This window comes from Providencia sp. wls1943 (assembly GCF_009706275.1).
Classification (GTDB): domain Bacteria; phylum Pseudomonadota; class Gammaproteobacteria; order Enterobacterales; family Enterobacteriaceae; genus Providencia; species Providencia zhijiangensis.
Genome location: NZ_WLTU01000026.1, coordinates 106,957 through 128,485 on the forward strand (window position 1 = coordinate 106,957; position 21,529 = coordinate 128,485).

At 43.8% G+C, this 21,529-nt stretch carries 23 protein-coding genes; 7 read left to right on the plus strand and 16 right to left on the minus strand.

Annotated features, from left to right (window positions below; genetic code table 11):
- Positions 1 to 241 precede the first annotated feature (241 nt).
- Positions 242 to 805 carry a YtfJ family protein gene (locus GKR48_RS16345; protein WP_154628839.1) on the plus strand — a complete coding sequence of 188 codons (564 nt, stop codon included), beginning with the start codon at positions 242 to 244 and terminating at the stop codon, positions 803 to 805.
- 256 nt (positions 806 to 1,061) lie between these two features.
- Here GKR48_RS16345 and qseC read toward each other — a convergent pair whose 3' ends face one another.
- Both qseC and qseB read right to left on the minus strand, forming a co-directional pair.
- The gene (gene qseC, locus GKR48_RS16350; RefSeq protein ID WP_154628840.1) at positions 1,062 to 2,414 is read right to left on the minus strand and encodes a quorum sensing histidine kinase QseC; all 1,353 of its coding nucleotides are present in this window, start codon (positions 2,412 to 2,414) and stop codon (positions 1,062 to 1,064) included.
- Positions 2,411 to 3,073, minus strand: coding sequence for a quorum sensing response regulator transcription factor QseB (gene qseB / locus GKR48_RS16355; protein ID WP_036948983.1), 663 nt, complete (start codon positions 3,071 to 3,073; stop codon positions 2,411 to 2,413). The genes qseC and qseB overlap by 4 nt, the downstream gene beginning before the upstream one ends.
- Positions 3,074 to 3,250: 177 nt before the next feature.
- On the opposite strand from qseB, the gene GKR48_RS16360 reads away from it, so the two are divergent.
- From GKR48_RS16360 to mqo, 4 genes are all read left to right on the plus strand, one after another.
- The gene (locus tag GKR48_RS16360; protein ID WP_036948980.1) at positions 3,251 to 3,664 is read left to right on the plus strand and encodes a YgiW/YdeI family stress tolerance OB fold protein; all 414 of its coding nucleotides are present in this window, start codon (positions 3,251 to 3,253) and stop codon (positions 3,662 to 3,664) included.
- Between the two features lie 134 nt (positions 3,665 to 3,798).
- Positions 3,799 to 4,392, plus strand: a complete 594-nt coding sequence (locus tag GKR48_RS16365; RefSeq protein ID WP_154628841.1) for an NUDIX domain-containing protein — start codon at positions 3,799 to 3,801, stop codon at positions 4,390 to 4,392.
- A 471-nt stretch (positions 4,393 to 4,863) separates the two neighbouring features.
- Positions 4,864 to 5,253: a cupin domain-containing protein gene (locus GKR48_RS16370; RefSeq protein ID WP_036948974.1), complete on the plus strand. Its 390-nt coding sequence runs from the start codon at positions 4,864 to 4,866 to the stop codon at positions 5,251 to 5,253.
- A gap of 8 nt (positions 5,254 to 5,261) precedes the next feature.
- Positions 5,262 to 6,755, plus strand: coding sequence for a malate dehydrogenase (quinone) (gene mqo, locus GKR48_RS16375; protein WP_154628842.1), 1,494 nt, complete (start codon positions 5,262 to 5,264; stop codon positions 6,753 to 6,755).
- Between the two features lie 79 nt (positions 6,756 to 6,834).
- Here the strand turns inward: mqo and cysQ are convergent, their stop codons facing one another.
- Positions 6,835 to 7,569: a 3'(2'),5'-bisphosphate nucleotidase CysQ gene (cysQ, locus tag GKR48_RS16380; RefSeq protein WP_154603046.1), complete on the minus strand. Its 735-nt coding sequence runs from the start codon at positions 7,567 to 7,569 to the stop codon at positions 6,835 to 6,837.
- Between the two features lie 135 nt (positions 7,570 to 7,704).
- Positions 7,705 to 8,325, minus strand: a complete 621-nt coding sequence (locus GKR48_RS16385) for a peptidylprolyl isomerase (RefSeq protein WP_036949262.1) — start codon at positions 8,323 to 8,325, stop codon at positions 7,705 to 7,707.
- 208 nt (positions 8,326 to 8,533) lie between these two features.
- Here GKR48_RS16385 and GKR48_RS16390 point away from each other — a divergent pair, with 208 nt between their 5' ends.
- On the plus strand, positions 8,534 to 9,136 hold the full coding sequence (locus GKR48_RS16390) for a LysM-like peptidoglycan-binding domain-containing protein (RefSeq protein ID WP_154628843.1): 603 nt from the start codon (positions 8,534 to 8,536) through the stop codon (positions 9,134 to 9,136).
- Between the two features lie 169 nt (positions 9,137 to 9,305).
- Positions 9,306 to 10,070, plus strand: coding sequence for a CDP-diacylglycerol diphosphatase (locus GKR48_RS16395; RefSeq protein ID WP_154628844.1), 765 nt, complete (start codon positions 9,306 to 9,308; stop codon positions 10,068 to 10,070).
- A 93-nt stretch (positions 10,071 to 10,163) separates the two neighbouring features.
- On the opposite strand, the gene rplI is transcribed toward GKR48_RS16395, so the two are convergent.
- The 12 genes from rplI to hfq all read right to left on the minus strand — a co-directional run bounded on the left by rplI (position 10,164) and on the right by hfq (position 21,471).
- A complete protein-coding gene (gene rplI, locus GKR48_RS16400; RefSeq protein WP_036948960.1) occupies positions 10,164 to 10,613 on the minus strand; it encodes a 50S ribosomal protein L9 in 450 nt (149 codons plus the stop codon).
- 38 nt (positions 10,614 to 10,651) lie between these two features.
- On the minus strand, positions 10,652 to 10,879 hold the full coding sequence (gene rpsR, locus GKR48_RS16405) for a 30S ribosomal protein S18 (protein WP_000135199.1): 228 nt from the start codon (positions 10,877 to 10,879) through the stop codon (positions 10,652 to 10,654).
- Positions 10,880 to 10,883: 4 nt separating this feature from the next.
- Entirely contained in the window at positions 10,884 to 11,201 is a 318-nt protein-coding gene (gene priB, locus GKR48_RS16410) for a primosomal replication protein N (protein WP_036948958.1), read from the minus strand.
- A gap of 8 nt (positions 11,202 to 11,209) precedes the next feature.
- Positions 11,210 to 11,605 carry a 30S ribosomal protein S6 gene (rpsF, locus tag GKR48_RS16415; protein ID WP_154603049.1) on the minus strand — a complete coding sequence of 132 codons (396 nt, stop codon included), beginning with the start codon at positions 11,603 to 11,605 and terminating at the stop codon, positions 11,210 to 11,212.
- Positions 11,606 to 11,770: 165 nt separating this feature from the next.
- Positions 11,771 to 12,508 (minus strand): 23S rRNA (guanosine(2251)-2'-O)-methyltransferase RlmB, encoded by a 738-nt coding sequence (rlmB, locus tag GKR48_RS16420; RefSeq protein ID WP_154603050.1) that lies wholly within the window; start codon positions 12,506 to 12,508, stop codon positions 11,771 to 11,773.
- A gap of 83 nt (positions 12,509 to 12,591) precedes the next feature.
- Entirely contained in the window at positions 12,592 to 15,072 is a 2,481-nt protein-coding gene (rnr, locus tag GKR48_RS16425; protein WP_154628845.1) for a ribonuclease R, read from the minus strand.
- A 41-nt stretch (positions 15,073 to 15,113) separates the two neighbouring features.
- Positions 15,114 to 15,536: a nitric oxide-sensing transcriptional repressor NsrR gene (gene nsrR, locus GKR48_RS16430; RefSeq protein ID WP_036948950.1), complete on the minus strand. Its 423-nt coding sequence runs from the start codon at positions 15,534 to 15,536 to the stop codon at positions 15,114 to 15,116.
- 293 nt (positions 15,537 to 15,829) lie between these two features.
- Positions 15,830 to 17,131: an adenylosuccinate synthase gene (locus GKR48_RS16435; RefSeq protein ID WP_154603052.1), complete on the minus strand. Its 1,302-nt coding sequence runs from the start codon at positions 17,129 to 17,131 to the stop codon at positions 15,830 to 15,832.
- A gap of 285 nt (positions 17,132 to 17,416) precedes the next feature.
- The gene (hflC, locus tag GKR48_RS16440) at positions 17,417 to 18,418 is read right to left on the minus strand and encodes a protease modulator HflC (protein ID WP_154628846.1); all 1,002 of its coding nucleotides are present in this window, start codon (positions 18,416 to 18,418) and stop codon (positions 17,417 to 17,419) included.
- A 2-nt stretch (positions 18,419 to 18,420) separates the two neighbouring features.
- On the minus strand, positions 18,421 to 19,629 hold the full coding sequence (gene hflK / locus GKR48_RS16445; protein WP_154628847.1) for an FtsH protease activity modulator HflK: 1,209 nt from the start codon (positions 19,627 to 19,629) through the stop codon (positions 18,421 to 18,423).
- Between the two features lie 173 nt (positions 19,630 to 19,802).
- A complete protein-coding gene (gene hflX, locus GKR48_RS16450; protein WP_154628848.1) occupies positions 19,803 to 21,083 on the minus strand; it encodes a ribosome rescue GTPase HflX in 1,281 nt (426 codons plus the stop codon).
- Between the two features lie 91 nt (positions 21,084 to 21,174).
- The gene (hfq, locus tag GKR48_RS16455) at positions 21,175 to 21,471 is read right to left on the minus strand and encodes an RNA chaperone Hfq (protein ID WP_006662385.1); all 297 of its coding nucleotides are present in this window, start codon (positions 21,469 to 21,471) and stop codon (positions 21,175 to 21,177) included.
- Positions 21,472 to 21,529 lie beyond the last annotated feature (58 nt).

Sequence of the window (21,529 nt, forward strand, 5' to 3'; positions counted from 1 at the left end):
AATAATCATAGACTAGAAAATTTTGTTTTGGTTCGAAAATTGCAATTTTATTCAAAATGCTGACACAACATGACATTGTCAATATACGGTTAAATTACATTTAAACCTCGTATTTATGCTGAATTTTACCAATTTGTTAATTTTCATCTTGCCACTCATCCGATGAGCTATGCTATAACTAGCAGCACCAGAAATCCTCACCCTATACACAACAATGACAATGATTTCTAAAGGTACCTTTATGATAAAAAAACTGCTTTTATTAACCTGCTTGCTCGGTTTATCTTCAACGGGATTTGCCATTAATATTCAATTAAATCAACCTGTACCCGCCGTTACCGTCACAGATAAAGGCGAATTACAGTTAGATAATGCGGGAAAATTCAATTACCAACCGTGGAAGAGCCAGCAATTTGCCGGTAAAGTTCGCACCATTCAACACATTGCAGGACGCTCTTCCGCCAAAGAGCTTAATGCTCCGCTCATCGAAGCGATTAAACAAGCCAAATTCCCTCACGACAAATACCAAACCACCAGCATTATCAATACGGATGATTCAATTTTTGGTACTGGTGTATTTGTAAAAAACAGCGTGGAAGACAGCAAGAAAGAGTTTCCTTACTCTCAATTTATTGTTGATAGCGATGGTGTGGTGAAGAATGCATGGAGCCTTGCGCCAGAGAGTTCCGCCATTATCATTCTCAACAAGCAAGGTAATGTCTTATTTTATAAAGATGGCGCGCTAACGCCTCAAGAGGTTAATAAAGCCATTAGCGTGATTGTCGCCGAGTTAGAAAAGCCATAATTAACAAGATCGGAGTTAACAAGGTCAGAGTGAACAAGACCAACATTCAACAGATAAGAAAAGAGCCATTCCGGCTCTCATTCTCATAAATATAGGCTGTTTTCCTGTGCGTCGACTACTGTTGACGCACAGAAATATGTTTTACCGTCATGAGATCCTGCTGAACATAACCGCAAAAACACATCATAATAAGATTTAAACTCAGCTGATTATTCTGCAACAACTTCATTCAATATTGTGCATAAAACAGACTAAATTATGCACTCCAACGAACAGTGACACAAAAGCCCCCTTCCGTGACATTAGTAAACGTCACGTTGAGATGATGTAACTGAGCCACGCGTTTAACAATTGATAACCCTAAGCCACTGCCCGTTTTTTCTTGCCCCGGTGGTCGGTAAAAACGCTCCCCTAAACGCGCTAATACTTCAGGGGAAACGCCCTCACCATCATCTTTCACCTCCAGATAGTGGCGATACAAATTGACTTCAACCATACCGGCGGCCTTACCATAGCGGATAGCATTGTGAAGAAGGTTTCTTAAGAGTACGGACAACAAAAGTTTTTGCCCCTTAAAAGGCGGCGGCGTTTCAACAGTCGATATTTTCAACGTTACCTGATTTTGCCGAGCTTCCAGCTCGCTCTCTTTAACGGCTTGCTCAATTAATTCCTGCCAACTCACTTCACTCACATCATCTAGCTGATTAGAAGACTCCAAGCGGGATAACGTTAATAACTGATCCACCAGCCGAGTTGCACGATCAATTCCCTCCGAAAGATTAGCCACTGCATGTTGGCGAATTGCCTCGTCACTTCCAGCAATCTGCACCACTTCAGTTTGGACTTTCAATGCGGCAAGAGGACTACGCAGTTCATGAGCAGCATCAGAGGTAAATTGTCGTTCACGCACAAACATGTGGTTTATTTTGTCGAATAATCCGTTCAGAGAATCTAGAATTGGCTTCGCTTCACTCGGAATTGTCGGTACCGTCACTGGGCTCAACTCATCCGGCTTTCTCTGTCGTAGCTGTTTAGCCACATCCCGCAGGGGCTTTAATGCTCGAGTGAGTAGCCATAAAAATACGATTAGCATCATCGGTAGCGCGACCAGCCACGGTATGAGCTGCGAAAACATAATGCTGCTCGCCATACTTTGGCGGTATTCCCACTCTTGCCCTACCGCAATAATATATTGATTATCAATGGATTTTAGCCAAACAAAGCGCCATTCATCATCACTACCTTTCAGCTTACCTTCACTGAATCCTTCACGATCAAATTGAAATTCAATTTTGCGCCCGTTATCACCATCATTTAGCACCATTTCGCCACCTGGAGTAAAAATCGCAAACGCCAATGCATCATCGTCTTGGCTTCCCCGATTTTTCCGCAATAATTTTTTAGTTTTACTCAATGATGCTTGAGGCAAGTCGATATCCGTCGGTAACACCGATAAGCGCTTTGCAAATACCATTTGTTGAGTATCAAACAATTCGTTAATGGTTTTATAGGTTTGATACCATGCCAATGAGCTAGCAATTCCCCACGTCATGACAGCGAGGAGCAATAACATCAAAGTCAGTTTGAGCCTTAAGCTGAACGTTTTCATGCTTCATCACCCAGTCGATAACCAACACCATGAACAGTTTGAATAAACTTACTGCCTAATTTGCGGCGCAAATGGTGAATGTGAACTTCAACCGAATTACTGGAGACCTCTTCATCCCAGTTATACAACTTTTCTTCTATCGCACTACGAGACAGCACTTTTTTCGGGTTATGCAAAAATAATGATAATAGTGCCAGCTCTTTACCCTTTAACTGCACAGGATTCCCTTGGTAAGTGACCGTCATCGCTAAAGGATCCATCTCCACGTCACCATGTACCAACGTGGGTGATAGCTGCCCACTGCGCCGACGGATCAACGCTTGCAAACGCGCCGCAACCTCCGCAAGCGCAAACGGCTTACACAGATAATCATCAGCCCCTTGCTGTAGCCCATTTACCCGTTGCTCAAGGGCATCTCGCGCTGTCAAAATCAAAACAGGCTCATCTCGCCCTTGCTTACGCCAAAACTTCAAAATATCCATACCATCAATATGCGGAAGTGATAAATCCAACACGACAGCATCATAAGGGGCATCAAACAAAGCCTGTTGACCTTGTTTACCATCCATAAACCAATCAAGGGTAAACCCTAATTGTGTTAACCCTACTTTTAGGCCATCGCCAATTAATCGATCATCTTCTATTAATAAAATACGCATATTCAACCTCCGCATCGAATATTGTTATATTTATCTTATTAAATTCATGATGACCAGTGGTGATTGTCCAAATTAAAAATATATTTAATTAATTTGAGTTCTTAAGATCCTGTTAAGATTTACTTGGTTAAATACATCCCATAGACCAAATTTCTGGTTACTTGTGGAGAAACAAAAATGAAAAAATTACCTTTAATCACCTTAATCGCTGCCCTTGCTACCGCCCCTGTTTTTGCTGCTACTGGTGGTTTTTCAGGTCCAGGTGAAGTCGCCAACACCACTAACACTGAAACCATGAAAACCCAAGAAGGTGGCTTTAACGGCCCAAATGCAAGTGAAACAACCGTTGCGAAAGCCCTTGAATTATCTGATAACAGCTGGGTTGTTTTACGCGGTAATCTCGTTAAACAGCTGGATAAAAAACATTACGAATTCACCGATGGCACAGGCACTATCACCGTTGAAATTAGCCAAAAACGTTTCAATGGTGTGAACGTCACGCCGAAAGATAAAATCGAAATTCGCGGTGAAGTTGATAAAGACTGGAACTCTAAAGAAATAGACGTTAAACAACTGCAAATCATCAAATAATTAATTTCGACCAGAGGCCAGCAAATTCACCATTGCTGGCCTTTTGTTATTTCAGTCTGTTCCCTGCCTCCCTATTTCCCCTCTTAATTTATAGTGCTAAATTATGCTTACCTTGTCTCTTCTCGTACTTATTTATGAAACAGCCTCAAGTTAGGAATATCAGCGAAAAATTACTGTCCGATAACTGGTACATTCTCAAAAAATATACCTATGAATTACAGCGACACGATGGCACTTGGCAAAAACAAGAGCGAGAAGTGTATGACCGTGGCGATGGCGCTGTCATTTTGCTGTATAACACATCCAAAAATAGCATTATCTTAATCCGTCAATTTCGGATGCCAATGTACGTTTCTGGATATAAACAGCTGCTGATTGAGGCCGCCGCTGGATTACTTGAGGGCTCTTCCCCTGAAGCAAGAATTATTGCTGAAGCCGAAGAAGAGACTGGCTATAAAATTGATAACCTAGAAAAGGTATTTGAAGCCTTTATGAGCCCGGGCTCAGTCACTGAAAAGCTGCATTTTTATATTGCACAATACAGTGATAAAGACCGCCAAAGTAATGGTGGCGGACTCGCTGATGAAGGTGAAGATATTGAGGTTATGGAATGGTCATTCCCTGATGCGCTTGCTGCTATCAAAAATGGGGAGATCATGGATGGTAAAACCATTATGCTTATTCAACATCTTGCCTTAAACGGAATTCTAGCCCCCAAAAATAGTTAATTTTTAAAGGGTGAAAATAGCATTTTTGCCCTTCCACTCTGAATCTGTTCTATATAATCATCATTAAACGATTTCTTTGCTCTTTATTTTTCATATTTTATTTACTCATGTTTGATAAATTACATTTTATTACACTTTCCATTACCGAGCATCTAAACTCGACAATGGAAAGAATAAAATAGAGTTTATTCCATCAAAAAAGAATTATCTTTTATCGCTTTGATTTAAATTAAAAAACCACCAAATAAACCCATCTAAAAACAATCATCAATAAAATTAAAAAGCCTATTTTTTCAATGAAATACTTTCATTGAAAAAATATTAACTTTGACCTTGTCATTAAAAAACTTTAGATTTAAAGACAAACTACTTTCTGAATTTCACTATTTTTTCGTTAAGGTAAAAATCGAAACACTGAATATTATCTTAGTTATTAAGCAATATTATTCTTAAGTTAAGGAGCTAAATAAGATGATCCGTTGTATTCGTATGTGGACAGGTGAAGACGGTAACTCTCTGTTTGAAGAAGGCACCATTGAACTGAATGGTGTTGCTCGTGGAGATGACCAAAGCCCTGTCATTGCCGTCAGTGAACTCACCTTTCGCGAAACCGTTTCAGGTGGCTCTTGGGATTGGCACAAAGATCCCGTTCCACGCTATGTTATCACCCTCACTGGTACCTTAGAGTTCGAAACCAAAGATGGCTCCACATTTATTATCAAGCCAGGTGACATTCTGCTTGCTCAAGACAACACAGGAACAGGACATAAATGGCGTTTGATTGGTGATGAACCTTGGAGACGCGCTTATGTGGTGTATCAAGACGGTACAGACTTGTGTTTCACTCCGAATAAAAAATAGGGATTTCCATGACTAAACCCATTGCAGAAAATGTTGATATCGCGCTGATCGGTGCGGGGATCATGAGCGCCACGCTCGGTACATTTCTTAAAGAGCTGGAGCCAAATCTCACTGTCGCCGTGTTCGAAAGATTAAATGACTGCGCCCAAGAGAGTTCCCACCCATGGAATAACGCGGGGACAGGTCACGCGGCAAACTGTGAAATGAACTATACCCCGCCAAACCCTGATGGTACGGTAGATATCAGCAAAGCCCTTGAAGTAAATACTGAATTTGACCTATCTCGTCAGCTATGGTCTTACTTAGTCACCAAAGGCAAAATCAAAAATCCACGGGACTTTATCCACCCTTGCCCACACATGAGCTTTGTCTCTGGTGCAGACAACATCAAGTTTTTACAACAACGTTTCCGTCAAATGTCTGCCCATCACTGTTACCACAATATGGAATACAGCGATGACCTAAAACAGATTGATGAGTGGGCACCATTAGTGGCTGAAGGCCGTGATCCTAATGAAAAAATTGCGGTCACCCGTGTCGTCACCGGCGCTGATGTGGATTACGGTGCCTTAACTCACTTATTGATGGCACAACTGAGCGAGCAGAGTGGGTTTTCTCTTCACTATAAACATGAAGTGATTGATGTGACACAGACGCCTGACGGGCGCTGGAATGTCGAAGTGAAGAACCTTCTGACTCACGAAAAAACCATTACGTCCGCAAAATTTGTGTTTGTAGGAGCCGGTGGTCGCGCCATTGAGTTACTGCAAAAATCCGGTATTCCTGAAGGTAAAGGCTATGGCGGATTCCCTGTGAGTGGAATTTGGCTACGCTGTGACGATGAAAAAGTGGCGGCTCGCCACCATGCCAAAGTCTACGGGAAAGCCGATAAAGGCTCACCACCGATGTCTGTACCGCATTTAGATACCCGCATCATCGGCGGAAAACGCTCTTTACTGTTTGGACCATATGCTGGGTTCTCGAGTAAGTTTCTAAAACATGGATCTTATCTGGATCTGTTTGATTCTATCAGACTGAACAATATTGAACCGATGCTTGCCATCGCGAAAGATGATTGGTCGTTGGCTGAATATCTCGTGGGACAAGTACTGCAAACGTCTGCTCATCAATTCTCTATGCTGCAAAAATTCTATCCTGATGCGCAGCGTGAAGATTGGAAAGAAGTTGTCGCAGGCCAACGCGTTCAGATCATTAAACCGGATCCGGTGAAAAAAGGCGTATTGGAGTTCGGTACTGAGCTGATTACGAGTGCAGATAAATCGTTCACCGTATTAATGGGTGCATCACCAGGTGCATCGACTGCTGCGTTTATCGCCCTCAACGTACTGAAGACCTGCTTTGCAGATCAACTCTCTGCGGATGGTTGGGAAGCTCGCCTGAAGACCATCATTCCAACTTATGGAATTGATTTAAAACAGGATGCAAAAGCGTGTTTAGATATTCGTACTGCAACGGCTAAAGTGCTGCAATTAGATAACTAAACATTAAATCATGTTATTCAAGTCGGGTAAGTGAATCATTAGCTACCCGACTTTTTACTATCTTGCTATTTTCGTGGTCTTAGCGACATTCAAAACCAGGGTTCAAAAAAGACTCTCTCGGTGAATAATCCAGTGTATTTCCCTGCCAATCCACCACGCTCGCCCCTGCTCCTAATGCCACTGCATGCCCTGCGGCTGTATCCCAGATATTAGTCGGTCCAAAACGAGGGTATAACTGCGCGCTGCCTTCCGCTACTAAACAGAATTTTAGCGATGAACCTATCTCCGCTGTACGATGCTCTGGAAGCTTCGCGAGATACGCCATCAATTGGGGGTCTTGATGAGAACGGCTGATCACCACCACAGGCGGCGTCTCAGCTTTGACGTGAATACGCTGAATTTCCCCGTGCTCTTCTTTCCACGCTTGAGAGCCTTCGGCGTAATACATTAACCCTTTAGCTGGCGCAAAAACCACACCCATGACTGGAATGCCATTTTCAATTAACGCAATATTGACGGTGAAATCACCATTACGATTAATAAATTCTTTAGTTCCATCCAATGGGTCAATAAGCCAGTAACGTTGCCAGTCACGACGTACAGGCCATTCTGGAGGATCTTCTTCCGAAAGTTGAGGGATATCAGGTGATAAACGTGAAAGTCCCTCTTTGATGATTTGATGGGCCGCAATATCCGCAGCCGTGACAGGGGAATCATCTTGCTTATGTTCAACCTGCAATGGCGCATGCCCATTGTAGATTTTCATGATGGCATCACCCGCCTCTCGGGCAAGTGTACAAAGTTGTTGGCGCATTTTATTTCCCCTAATGACACGAAGCCTTTAAGAGTAACAAGAGCAGAATATTTACGCTAATAAAAAAGCCTCATTAGCTATACCAAAATGGCAAGCTAATAAGGCTATTCTTCTTTTCTGTAAGTCAGTCAGAAATTACAAAATTTCCAGTAACTCAACTTCGAAAACAAGAGTGCTGAATGGCGGGATAGATGCACCTGCACCGCGCTCACCGTAAGCTAATTCATGAGGAATGTATAATTCCCATTTTGAACCCACTGGCATTAATGTCAGCGCTTCAATCCAACCTGGGATCACGCCGCTCACTGGGAATTCTGCTGGTTGACCGCGCTGTACGGAGCTGTCGAACACAGTACCGTCAATTAAACGGCCTGTATAATGAACGCGAACGCGATCAGAACGAGCTGGGATTGCGCCTTCACCTTGGTTGATCACAGAGAACTGCAAACCAGACTCAGTAGTCGATACGCCGTCTTTCTTCTGGTTCTCATCTAAGAATTTTTGACCTTCTGCAGCCAGTTCTTTTTGACGCTCTTGGCGAACTGCATCTGCACGTTCGTGCATTTCACGCAGTGCTTTATGCAGAGCTTCAACTGGAACTGATGGCATGTTGCCTTCTAAAGAATCAGTCAGACCCGCTAAAATTGCGTCTGGAACTAAGCCCTCTAGTCCTGATTCTAATAATTGCTGTCCAATTTGTAGACCAATGCCATAGCTCGCTTGAGCTTCTACTGAATCAAAGTTTTGGTTTGCCATGAAAATACCCATTTCATTTTTTGAGAAAAACCAAGGATAGCAGCCCCTTTCCTATGGGTAAACCTAAACCCGATCACGGAAGAATAAAACTGTCTAAATTATTCAGTGTTCTCCTAAATTAGCCTTCAACTTGTTAATTTACGCGTAAATAGTGCTAGTATGCGTTAAAACGTCTGTGATTAATTATTCCTCAAATATAGGAGGGGTCATGTTGAGACTATCCACGTTTCATCGCTATGGAATTGCTATTCTAGCGCTGATCGTTATTGCTGCCTTATTTTGGCCATCTAGCGATAAGCCGAATACCGCGCAGAATAATACGGGCAATATACCGAATCAGCCAATAGTGATCCCACCAACTGCACAGCCAAATCCAATCCCTGATACGGTATTATCGCAGCCAGAACAACCGACAACCAACATCCCAGATACATCAACGTCATTGCCAAGTGAGCCTGAAGTTATTCAAGAACCACAAACGTCTCAGTCAACACAGCAGCCAAGTACCAATGAGCCATCACAGCCATCAACCACTCGCCCTTCAGCTAATGAATGGCAGAATTATCGCGTTCAGAAAGGGAAAACATTGGCGCAGCTATTTCGTGATAATAACTTGCAGGCGAATGATGCCTTTATCATGGCAAAAGTTGAAGGCTCAGAAAAACCCCTTAGCAACTTGCAACAAGGGCAGAAAATCCGATTAAAAGCCAATGGTAAAGGTGAAGTTCAACAGCTGGAAATCACAGCAACCAACGGCCAAACCTATAGCTTTACGCGCTTAAGCGATGGTAGCTATTATCGAACACCTTAGTTTGTCTTTTAACGTCGGGTATTTCATACAATAACCCGACTTTTCTTTTATTTTCAGAATAAAAATTCAATGGAGACGTTATTTGATGACGTCTCTCACCATAAACTACGTATAATCACTGTTCTTTATTACACTTAATGGTTAAACAGGGAAAAGAACAGGAAAGTCTATGCAGAAAAATAACAATACCTGCAAAAAGAAGCTCATTAAAATTATTGCCGCCGTAGTTTTACTCCTACTGCTCAGTGTTATTGGCTATATTTCATGGATTAAATACCATGCGGATGGGCTGTGGAATATCATTAGCCAGCAGTGCATTGCTATCAATGATCCCGACCAGCGTAATCCATCTTGCTTGAAAGTGGATTTAGACAATCGCTATGTACTCTTCAAAGATAAAAAAGGCCCGGTTCATAATTTGGTGCTGCCAACCGATAAAGTCAGCGGTATCGAATCCCCTTTATTACTTGAAGATAATAGTCCTGATTACTTTACGCTTGCCTGGAATGAGCGAGAGAGTGTTAGCCCAGCGGGTCAACCCGCTATTAGCGATGATAAACTCGCCTTAGCGATTAATTCACAATATGGGCGTTCACAAGATCAACTTCATATCCATATTGCTTGCCTAAAACCACAAGTTATTGAGCTAGTTAACCAACATGCGGATGCGATTAAATCTGAATGGCATGTTTTTCCTGTGCCGTTAGAAGGTCATGAATATTGGGTGAAAAAGTTAGATAGCCAACAGAGTCCTTTCAAGCAGTTAAATGAGTATGTTCAAGCACATAATGACAGCATGGGGAACTATGGACTGGCTGTGACGGAGCTGAAAGATGGTTCGATGGTATTATTAGCGAATCGTATGGATGTTTGGCAGTTTAATTTAGGTAGTGCGGGAGAATTGCTGGATTACCAATGTTCAGTTAATCAGTAAATTTCCCATACGCTAGAAATAAAAAAACACCGGATCCCCGGTGTTTTTTTATTGTGCCACCGCGTTAACAGTGGCAACTATCATCATTATTGATTACTCAGCAACGATGATAACGTTCAGCTCTGCGAAAACATCGCTGTGTAACTGGAAGTGAACTTCGTGGTCACCAGTAGTACGCAGAACGCCGTTTGGCAGGCGAACTTCGCTTTTCGCAACTTTAACGCCAGCCGCAGTGATTGCGTCAGCGATGTCACGAGTACCGATTGAACCGAACAGTTTACCTTCGTCACCAGCTTTAGAAGCCAGAGTAACAGAACCCAGCGCAGTAACAGCTGCTGCACGAGCCTGTGCTGCTGCCAGAACGTCAGCTAATTTAGCTTCCAGTTCAGCGCGGCGAGCTTCGAAGAATTCAACGTTTTTCTTAGTTGCAGGAACAGCTTTGCCCTGTGGTACTAAGAAGTTACGAGCGTAGCCCGATTTAACGTTAACTTGGTCACCCAGGCTACCTAGGTTAGCTACTTTATCAAGCAGAATAACTTGCATTACCTTATCCTCTATTAGTCGTTAATGGACTGTACCAATTACTGATGACGATCAGTGTATGGTAACAGAGACAGGTAGCGAGCGCGCTTGATAGCACGAGCGAGCTGGCGTTGATATTTTGCACGAGTACCGGTGATACGGCTTGGTACAATTTTACCACTTTCAGTGATATAGTTTTTCAGCGTTGCGATATCTTTATAGTCGATCTCTTGAACGCCTTCCGCTGTGAAACGGCAGAACTTGCGACGACGGAAATAACGTGCCATATGGCTAGTCTCCAGAATCTATCAAATCAATCTGCTCGGCATGTAAGACTAATTTACTGATTCCATTACGTCCCTGATGGGTGCTAATGAAACCTGTAACAGTAATCAGACTGCCGACCGTTATACTGTGAGTATGGGTTTGTAAGGCTTGTCCGCTGGCAATGACGGGCATTCTGCACCATGCTTGCCGTGACATTCCAGCTTCCTGTTGTCCAGAACGATGTTCTAAAACAAACTGGCAATGTGGAATGCCGGACGGACTCACTTTTCGAATCAATGCTTTACAGACTGTGCCTGTCAACACTAGACGATTAGTGATCACCTGAGCAATTACTCTTCAGAATCCCCAGTTTCTTCTGCTTCTTCGTCTTGATATTCATCAGACATGTCACGGCCGCGACGTTCGTCTTTGGCTTTGACCATTGGAGAAGCTTCTGTTACTGCGTGTTTTAAGCGCATAACCATGCTGCGGATAACGGCATCGTTGAAGCGGAAGTTAGTTTCCAGCTCATCAATCGCTTCCTGTGGAGCTTCTACGTTCAGCAGAACATAGTGAGCTTTGTGCAGTTTGTTGATTGGGTAAGCCAGTTGACGACGGCCCCAGTCTTCCAGACGGTGAATCTGACCTTGTGCGTTAGTGATAACAGCACTGTAACGCTCGATCATGCCCGGAACCTGTTCGCTTTGGTCAGGATGGACCATAAAAACGATTTCGTAATGACGCATTAGTAGTTGCTCCTTACGGATTATTAGCCTCCTGTCTGGGTTAACCGCGGCCCGCGGAGGCAAGGAACTTGTTGAGTGCGGCTAAAAAATTGACGCGTAACTATACCCATCCCAGATAAAAAACTCAAGAGATGGGGACAAATTAAGCAAAAATTATTTTATGATTTATTTGGCAATGCGTTGGCGAACAGCTTCAAACAGGCATACGCCCGTTGCCACAGAGACGTTCAGCGATGAAACTGAGCCAGCCATTGGAATACTAATCAACTCGTCGCAATGTTCACGAGTCAAACGACGCATTCCTTCACCTTCCGCGCCCATCACTAATGCGATAGAGCCAGTCAGCTTACTTTGATACAAGTTATGGTCAGCTTCACCGGCGGTGCCAACAATCCACACATTGTATTCTTGCAGTAAACGTAAGGTTCTTGCCAAGTTGGTCACGCGGATCAACGGAACGTTTTCCGCTGCGCCACAGGCGACTTTCTTCGCTGTTGCATTCAACTGAGCAGATTTGTCTTTCGGGACAATCACCGCATGAACACCAGCTGCGTCTGCGCTACGTAAACACGCGCCTAAGTTGTGTGGGTCAGTCACGCCATCGAGGATCAGTAAAAATGGCGATTCGGTGCTTTCAAGTAAATCTGGGAGATCCCCTTCTTGATACTGCTTGCCGGCTAGCACGTTGGCGATAATCCCTTGGTGTACCGCACCTTCAGTTTGTGCGTCCATCCATTGGCGATTTGCCACTTGCACCACAATGCCCAACGCTTCGATTTCATGAACGATAGGCATCAGGCGGCGGTCTTCACGACCTTTTAAAATATAGACTTCTTTAATACGTTGCGGTGAACGCTCAAGCAGGGCTTTCACTGCGTGAATGCCGTAAATAATTTCGCTCATAAATATCTTTTAGGTTGAGAACATTAAATAGGTGGAAAATCAAAAGGTGGCGATTTCCCGCCACCTTGTATCATGAAACGCGCTTATCCCTCTTGTTTTTGGGCTTTTTTCGCCACGCGTTTTGCTTTTAACTTGGCACTGATTTTTTTGGTTTTATCGGATGGCTTTTTGCTTTTCGCTTTACCGTTTCCTTTACCTTCAGGTTTCGCGTCTTTGCTGTCTTTCTTGCCTTTTTTCTCTGAACGACGAAATGCTGAATCAGGTTCGAAGTTTTTCTCTTTGCTCACATCGCCTTTTCGACGGGCTGAACGTGTCGCATTTTTAACTTCTTTCTTCATCTTATCCCGTGTAGTTTTACCCGGGTTTTTCGCTTTTCGTGTCGTTGAAATTAAAGCAAAATCAATGGTGCGCTCATCCATATGTACCGCTTCTACACGGATTTCCACTTCATCGCCAAGACGATAAGTTGTACCGGAAGATTCACCAATTAAGCGCTGTCCAACCGCATCATAACGATAATAGTCGTTATCAAGAGTCGAAATATGCACTAAGCCATCAATAAACAGGTCATTTAAGCGAACAAAGAAACCAAAACCTGTCACGCTAGTGATAAGTCCAGTAAACACTTGGCCCACTTGGTCTTGCATGAAGTCACATTTTAACCAATCTGCGACGTCACGGGTAGCTTCATCTGCACGGCGCTCGGTCAGTGAGCAGTGCTCGCCCAATTGCAGCATGCTGTCCATATCGGAGTGCCATCCACCCGTTTCCGTCCAGCGCTTATCTCCATGACCATGCTCTTTTGCCAGTAAGTATTTAATACCACGATGCAAGGTTAAGTCAGGATAACGACGAATTGGCGAGGTAAAGTGGGCATATGATTTCAGACCTAAACCAAAGTGACCGCGGTTTTCTGGATCATAAATCGCTTGCTTCATGGAGCGTAAAATCATGGTCTGTAACAGCTCATGGTCTGGGCGCTCAGCCACTTCGTTCATTACTTGGGCGTAATCTTTTGGCTCTGGCTTCATGCCACCCGGCAGCGTCAAACCTAACTCGCTGAATACTGAGCGTAAGTTCATAACGCTCTCTTCTTTCGGACGGTCATGCACACGGTATAGTGCAGGCTCTTCGTTTTTCTCAACAAATCGCGCAGCCGCAATATTAGCTAAAATCATGCACTCTTCAATTAATTTGTGTGCATCATTACGTTCTACAGGCTCAATACGCTCAATACGGCGTTCCGCATTGAAGATAAATTTGGCTTCTTCAGATTCAAACGAGATAGCACCACGTTCAATACGCGCTGCATCTAACGCTTTGTATAATTGATGTAAATGCTCGATATGAGGGACTAACGCTTTGTAATGCTCGCGTAGTTCTTCATCCCCTTGCAGCATTTTCCATACTTTGGTGTAAGTTAAACGTGCGTGGGAGCTCATCACCGCTTCATAGAATTTATATGAAGAGAGTTTTCCAGATGCCGAAACCGTCATTTCACACACCATACACAGACGGTCTACGCCTGGGTTTAGTGAACATAATCCGTTAGACAGCACTTCCGGTAGCATGGGTACAACTTGGGATGGGAAATAGACCGAGTTACCACGGCTATGGGCTTCCGTATCCAGTGCAGTTTGTGGGCGAACATAATAGCTCACATCGGCAATCGCAACCCATAAACGCCAGCCGCCACCTTTTTTCGGTGCACAGTAAACGGCGTCATCGAAGTCACGAGCGTCTTCGCCGTCGATGGTGACGAGAGGAAGATCGCGCAGATCCACACGCCCTTTCTTCGCTGCTTCAGGAACTGTTTCACTGTAATCAGCGACTTGCTTTGTCACTTGTGGTGGCCAAGAGTGTGGAATTTCATGAGTACGTAATGCGATTTCTACCGCCATACCCGTACCCATGGTTTCACCGAGTACTTCAACAATATTACCAACAGCTTGAGAGCGGCGTTGTGGACGAGTTTCTAATTCAACCACCACCACGTTACCCATACGGGCGCCACACTGCTTGTCTTTCGGAATTAAAATATCGAAACTTAAACGACTATCATCAGGAACAACAAACCCCATTCCCGCTTCAATAAAATAGCGCCCAACAATTTGGTTATTGCGCGGCTCTAATACACGTACAACACGCACTTCAGTGCGCCCTTTACGGTCTTGACCATAAGGTTGAGCCAAAATCACATCACCATGTAAAGCGCGCTTCATCTCATCTTGAGATAAGTAATAATCTTCTTTTTTACCTTCGACACGCAAGAAACCATAGCCATCACGGTGACCAATAACTTTACCTTTTAATAGGTCAATACGTTCTGGTAATGCATAACATTTGCGGCGGGTGAAAACTAACTGCCCATCACGTTCCATCGCACGTAAGCGACGACGCAATGCTTCCAATTCATCTTCCGTAGAGAGGTTGAGTAGCTGTGCAATTTCTTCACGGTTTGCAGGGGCTGTGCGCTTAGATAAGAGATCTAAAATAAACTCTCTACTCGGAATTGGGGATTCATATTTTTCTGCTTCTCTTTCCTGAAAAGGATCGTTTGACATTGTTACCTCCATTGTCATCAGAGTGATAAATTACTGAGACATTAATCGAGCAGTAATTGATACAGCGGACTATTATCTTTGACCATGTCCGCTAGCGTATATTGGTCTAGTTCTTGTAAAAATTGTTGTATCGCCTTTTGTAGCACACCTTTTAGGCGGCAGGCTGGCGTAATATGGCAAAATTCGCCACTACAATTGACTAGAGTGAGTGGTTCTAATGCGCGAACGACATCACCGATCCGGATTGATTCCGCCGGTTGACCCAATGCGATCCCACCATTTTTACCACGAGTGGCTTTTACATAGCCAAGGTGACTTAGCTGATTGATAATTTTAACCATGTGATTACGAGAAACACCATACACCTCAGTAACTTGTGTAATGCTCGTCATCTGCCCTTTTTCTAGGGCGGCTAAGTAGATTAGGGCTCGTAACCCATAGTCAGTAAAACTTGTCAGCTGCACAATCACCTCAAAAATTTTTTGGCGCTACAAATATGTCGTGAAATACTTATCTGCCATTTTCGTTATATTTGTTTTCTGGCTACCATCTAAAGTACATTTTGAACGATTTTCTACAGTATATCGCCTTAGTTTTAGTCTAGCCCATCCTTGCACGTAAAGATGCTTGTAATGGCACATAATGTTCAACTTGATGGATATTATCTGAAAATTTTAGCGTTTTATCAAAAAGGAATTCATCGGAAGGAAAATGGGAGAGATAAAAAAACAGCGCTCAGTGAGCGCTGTTCTGTCTATTACTCAACGTCAAACGGATCACGCAGAATCATCGTTTCTGAACGGTCTGGGCCAGTTGAAATAATATCAACAGGGATACCAGTCAGTTCTTCAATACGTTGGATGTAATCTAAAGCTGCTTGTGGCAGTAACGCTCTTTCTTTAACGCCGAAAGTCGTTTCGCTCCAACCAGGCATGACTTCATACACTGGCTCTAAGCCTTCCCACTCATCAGCGGCTAAAGGTGTAGTTTCTAACACTGTGCCATCTTTACGACGATAACCTACACAGATTTTTACTTCTTTTAAGCCATCTAAAACGTCCAGCTTAGTTAAGCAGAAACCTGACAGAGAGTTAATTTGTACAGCACGGTTAATAGCTACGATGTCTAACCAACCAGTACGACGCTTACGGCCCGTGGTTGCACCGAATTCTTGGCCTTTCTCACGCAGGAATTCACCGGTTTCATCGAACAGTTCAGTTGGGAATGGACCCGCACCAACACGTGTTGAATAAGCCTTGATGATCCCCAGTACATAGTTCACGTAACGTGGACCTAAGCCAGAACCTGTTGCAACACCACCCGCTGTTGTGTTTGAAGAAGTTACATACGGATAAGTACCGTGGTCGATATCCAGCAGAGTACCTTGCGCACCTTCAAACATGACTAATTCATTCTTCTGATGTGCTTTATAGAGCAAATCAGAAACATCAATTACCATGCTAGTCAGAAGATCTGCAACAGACATGATGTAATCTAATGTTTCTTGGTAATCAACCGCAGGCTCTTTGTAATAGTTAACCAGTTGGAAGTTATGGTATTCGATGATTTCTTTTAATTTTTCAGCGAAAGTTGCTTTATCGAATAAGTCACCAACACGCAGACCACGACGTGCAACTTTATCTTCGTATGCAGGTCCGATACCACGACCAGTTGTACCGATAGCTTTTGCTCCACGCGCTTTTTCACGCGCATTGTCTAATGCGATGTGGTAAGGCAGGATCAGTGGGCATGCTTCAGAGATACGTAAACGCTCACGAACAGGAACACCGCGATCTTCCAGTTCTTTCATCTCTTTCATTAAAGCATCAGGCGCAAGAACAACACCATTAGCAATGATGCTGATGACATTTTCACGAAGAATACCGGATGGAATTAAGTGGAGAACGGTTTTTTCACCGTTTACAACAAGAGTATGGCCAGCATTATGGCCGCCCTGATAGCGAACTACATATTTAGCTCGTTCTGTCAGCAAGTCAACGATCTTGCCCTTCCCTTCGTCACCCCATTGGGTGCCCAGTACGACAACGTTCTTACCCATTTCGAAATACACTCGGTTGCTTAAAAATGAATTCTACCATCAAAAATGAACTGTTCCAGTGATATTTTGGCATTACAAAAATTTTTTTCTAGAAAGCAAGTAAAATGGTAGTTTTATTTCTGTCGTAGACTCAAAGTGAATTTCCTCAACCTGAGCAGCTCAAATTTTCCCTGAAAAATCCATCACTTAAAACGACAGGCGAAAAAAAGCCCACCGAAGCGGGCTTTTCTTTATTAGATTAACAGTAATTTAAGCTCGTTGCACGTAACTTAAGCTGTTTATCATTTAATCCGTTGAACGCAGCTTAGTTGGCGCCTTCATAAAGCGGAAGAAATCTGTATCTGGGCTAAGCACCATTACGTCATCACCACTTTTGAAGCTTTGCTCATAAGCTCGCAGGCTACGAATAAAGGCATAGAACTCTGGGTCTTGGTTGAATGCATCAGCAAACAGTTTCGTTGCCATTGCATCACCTTCACCTCGCAGGGTCAGTGCTGTACGCTCTGATTCTGCCAGTGTTTCTGTTACCGTCTTATCCGCTACCGCACGAATCTTGGTTGCTTCTTCTTGACCTTGTGAACGGTGCTGACGCGCTACCGCTTCACGCTCTGCACGCATACGTGCATAGATGGCTTCAGAAACTTCATTTGGTAATTCAATACGTTTGATACGCACGTCGACAACTTCGATACCTAACGCCGCCATACTGTTTGCATTCACAACCAGTGGCTTCAGGTTAGTTTCTTTTTCAACGAGAGCCGCCGCATCTGCAATTGCAGCATCAGCGTCTTTAGTTGCTTCATCGGTTGCAGTACCTTTGTTCAGTGCATCACGAACATCAACAGTTAAACGACCACGAGAGTCAGTGATGATGTCTTTAACACTTAAACGACCAAACTCAGAACGTAAACGGTCACTGAACTTACGTTTTAACAGGGTTTCCGCTTGGAATGGGTTACCGCCGCCAGTCGCTACATAGTAACGGCTGAAATCAGTGACACGCCATTTCAGGTACGAATCCACCATTAAGTCTTTGTTTTCGCTAGTCAGGTAACGGTCAGCTTGAATTTCTAACGTCTGAATACGCGCATCTAGCATTTTCACAGTTTCAATAAATGGAACTTTGAAATGTAGACCTGGTTCATAAACGATAGGTTTATTCTCAGAATCACGTAAAACCTTACCAAAGCGTAATACAATACCGCGCTCAGTTTGAGGAACAATAAAGATTGATGCGTAGGCAACAGCTAAAACAGCAATCACTACAAAAATAAATGACTTACGCATGATTATTGTCTCCCTACTCTAACTGCATCACCACGCACAGGATTGTTTGGCTGCGCAGGTGCTGAACTCGTAGAAGATGAATTGTTCGTTGAGTTCGTCATTCTTGCTGACTGATTCACTTTTGGTGCCGCAGTCGTATTGCCCGTCGCACCACGCATGATTTGATCCAACGGCAGTACTAACATGCTGTTACTCTTATCATTAGCAATCACTTTACGTGTATTTGCTAATACGCGCTCCATCGTTTCGATGTACAAACGTTCGCGGGTAATTTCTGGTGCAGCACGATATTCAGGTAGCATTTTCGCAAAGCTTGCGACCTCACCCTCTGCTTTGAAGACGACGCTCGCCTTGTAAGCTTCAGCTTCTTCGATCATACGTTGCGCGTTACCTTTCGCGAGAGGCAGAACTTCGTTTCGGTAAGCGTGCGCTTCACGAATCGTTTTTTGTTCTTCTTCCCTTGCGGAAATTACATCATCAAACGCCGCTTTAACATCTTCAGGCGGACGAGCCGCTTGGAAGTTGACGTCCAGCAGGGTGATACCCATTTTGTATGGTGCAATCGTTGCTTCTAGCTCTTTCTGCGTAACATCACGGATAAAGGCGCGATTAGTAGTCAACACTTGCTCCATAGCCGATTGACCAATAACACCACGCACCGCACTATCCAGCGCTTGACGCAGACTATTATCAGGATTAGTCACACTAAACAGGTATTGAGCAGGATCGGTAACACGGTACTGAACGTTCATTTCAACGCGGATAACGTTTTCATCTGATGTCAACATCATACCGTTAGTCGCTTGTTCGCGAACAGTTTCAACGTTCACAGGAACAACTTGATCAATAAACGTTGGTTTCCAGTTCAGACCAGGTCCGACAACACCACTATATTCACCAAAACGTAAGACTACGCCACGGTCACTTTCTTTAATGGTATAGAAGCCTGAGCCTGCCCAAACTACGACAACCGCAGCAAGTGCTAACATACCTAAACGGCCACTCAGTTGTGATGGCTGTTTATTATTGCCTTCACCACCGCCTTTATTACCGCCGCCGCCAAGCTTGCTGCCTATTTTACGAAAGAGATCGTCGAGATCATAAGCCCCAGGTTTCCGACCACCTTTGTTCCCGCCAGAGTTGCTGCCTTTATTGCCGCTTCCCCACGGATCGCGGTCTTGTCCGTCATTACCGGGCTGATTCCACGCCATGTTTTAGCTCCATTCTTTATGATTGATTTTTAGGGCTAAGAGCGATATTTCTCATCATTCATTTCACCCATGGGTGTCTTGAATCAAGTCGAGGATATTGGGCTCTTAATATCAATTCCATTGCCTAACTGTGTTGCGGTTAACTCAGCCAACTGACTGTTTTAACATCATTTTTAAACAACATAGTTAGGTAATTGTTGCTCCTGCTTGCATAAACGTCGCCAATCCACCATTGGCATACGCACCTCAAGTCCAATGGTGCCGTCTTCTTCTTGCCATTCACGTTCGATGGATTGAAGTTGATAAAAACGACTCCGTAAGCGACCTTCATTCGGTGGTAAACGCAATTCAAAATGTGCGATCTCACCTGAAAGGCGTTCCGTTAATGCTTGAAGCAACAAAGGGATACCTTCACCTGTTTGCGCTGAAACCCAGACACGAACTGGCTTGTTATCCTCATCTCTGTCAATACGCGGGACAAAATCGTCGAGCATATCGACTTTGTTCATCACTAAAAGTGTTGGGATTTCATTTGCATCGATTTCTTCCAGCACACTGTCAACCGCTTGGATATTTTCATCCAGTCGGACATCAACTGCATCAATCACATGGAGCAGTAAAGTGGCTTCACGCGTTTCTTGCAGAGTTGCTTTAAATGCAGCAACCAGATCATGTGGAAGGTGGCGAATAAAACCCACGGTGTCCGCTAAAACGACAGTGCCTACATCATCAACATCGATACGACGTAAAGTAGGATCTAACGTAGCAAACAGTTGGTCTGCTGCGTAAACATCTGCCGACGTCATCCGATTAAATAAACTGGATTTTCCGGCATTGGTGTAGCCCACCAAGGAAACAGTTGGAATATCTGCTTTACTTCTTGATTGACGACCTTGCTCACGCTGTTTTTCGACTCGTCCAAGACGAGATAAAATCTGTTTGATTTTATCTCTGAGTAATCGACGGTCAGTTTCAAGCTGTGTCTCGCCGGGACCACGTAAACCAATCCCGCCTTTTTGGCGCTCAAGGTGCGTCCATCCTCTCACTAAGCGAGTGGATAAATGCCGTAATTGAGCTAATTCAACTTGAAGTTTACCTTCATGCGTACGCGCACGTTGTGCAAATATATCTAAAATTACCCCTGTACGATCAACGACCTTACATTGGCAAACCCGTTCGAGATTACGTTCTTGAGCAGGGCTAAGTGTGTGGTTAAATAGCACCACATCCGCACCACTAGCTTCGACGGCTTCAGCGATTTCTTCAGCTTTCCCTTCCCCAACGAAAAATTTTGGGTGGGGCGCCTTGCGGCTGCCAGTCACTATTTGTACAGGTTTAACGCCAGCAGACGTCACTAGGGACTCAAATTCTGCTAAATTATCAACGTCTTTTTCTTGATCAAAAAAGACATGGACCAGTACAGCTAGTTCACCGCCTTCATACCTATCAAACAAGGTGTAACCTCTTAGGCTAAACAATAATTGCAAAGGAAAGACACAGGTATAGTCTCCCTACCCATGCTTTCCTTGTTTTTAGCGTACAGTCTTACTCAGCTGATTCGCCATCTTGCCCAGCAGAAGCACCACCGTGGTAGTTGCCATTGCCAGCGCCAGCAGTACCAGTACCGCTATGATGAGAAACAGGGCGTGCTGGAACCACAGTAGAGATAGCGTGTTTATAAACCATCTGGCTAACTGTGTTTTTCAGCAAAATAACAAATTGGTCAAAAGATTCGATTTGACCCTGCAATTTAATACCATTAACTAAATAAATAGAGACCGGAACCCTTTCACGACGTAATGCGTTCAGGAACGGATCTTGCAAAGATTGCCCCTTAGCCATTCTATGTTTTCCTTATTTTGTTGTTTTTTAAATGAGAATCTTACGATTCCTAAAAATT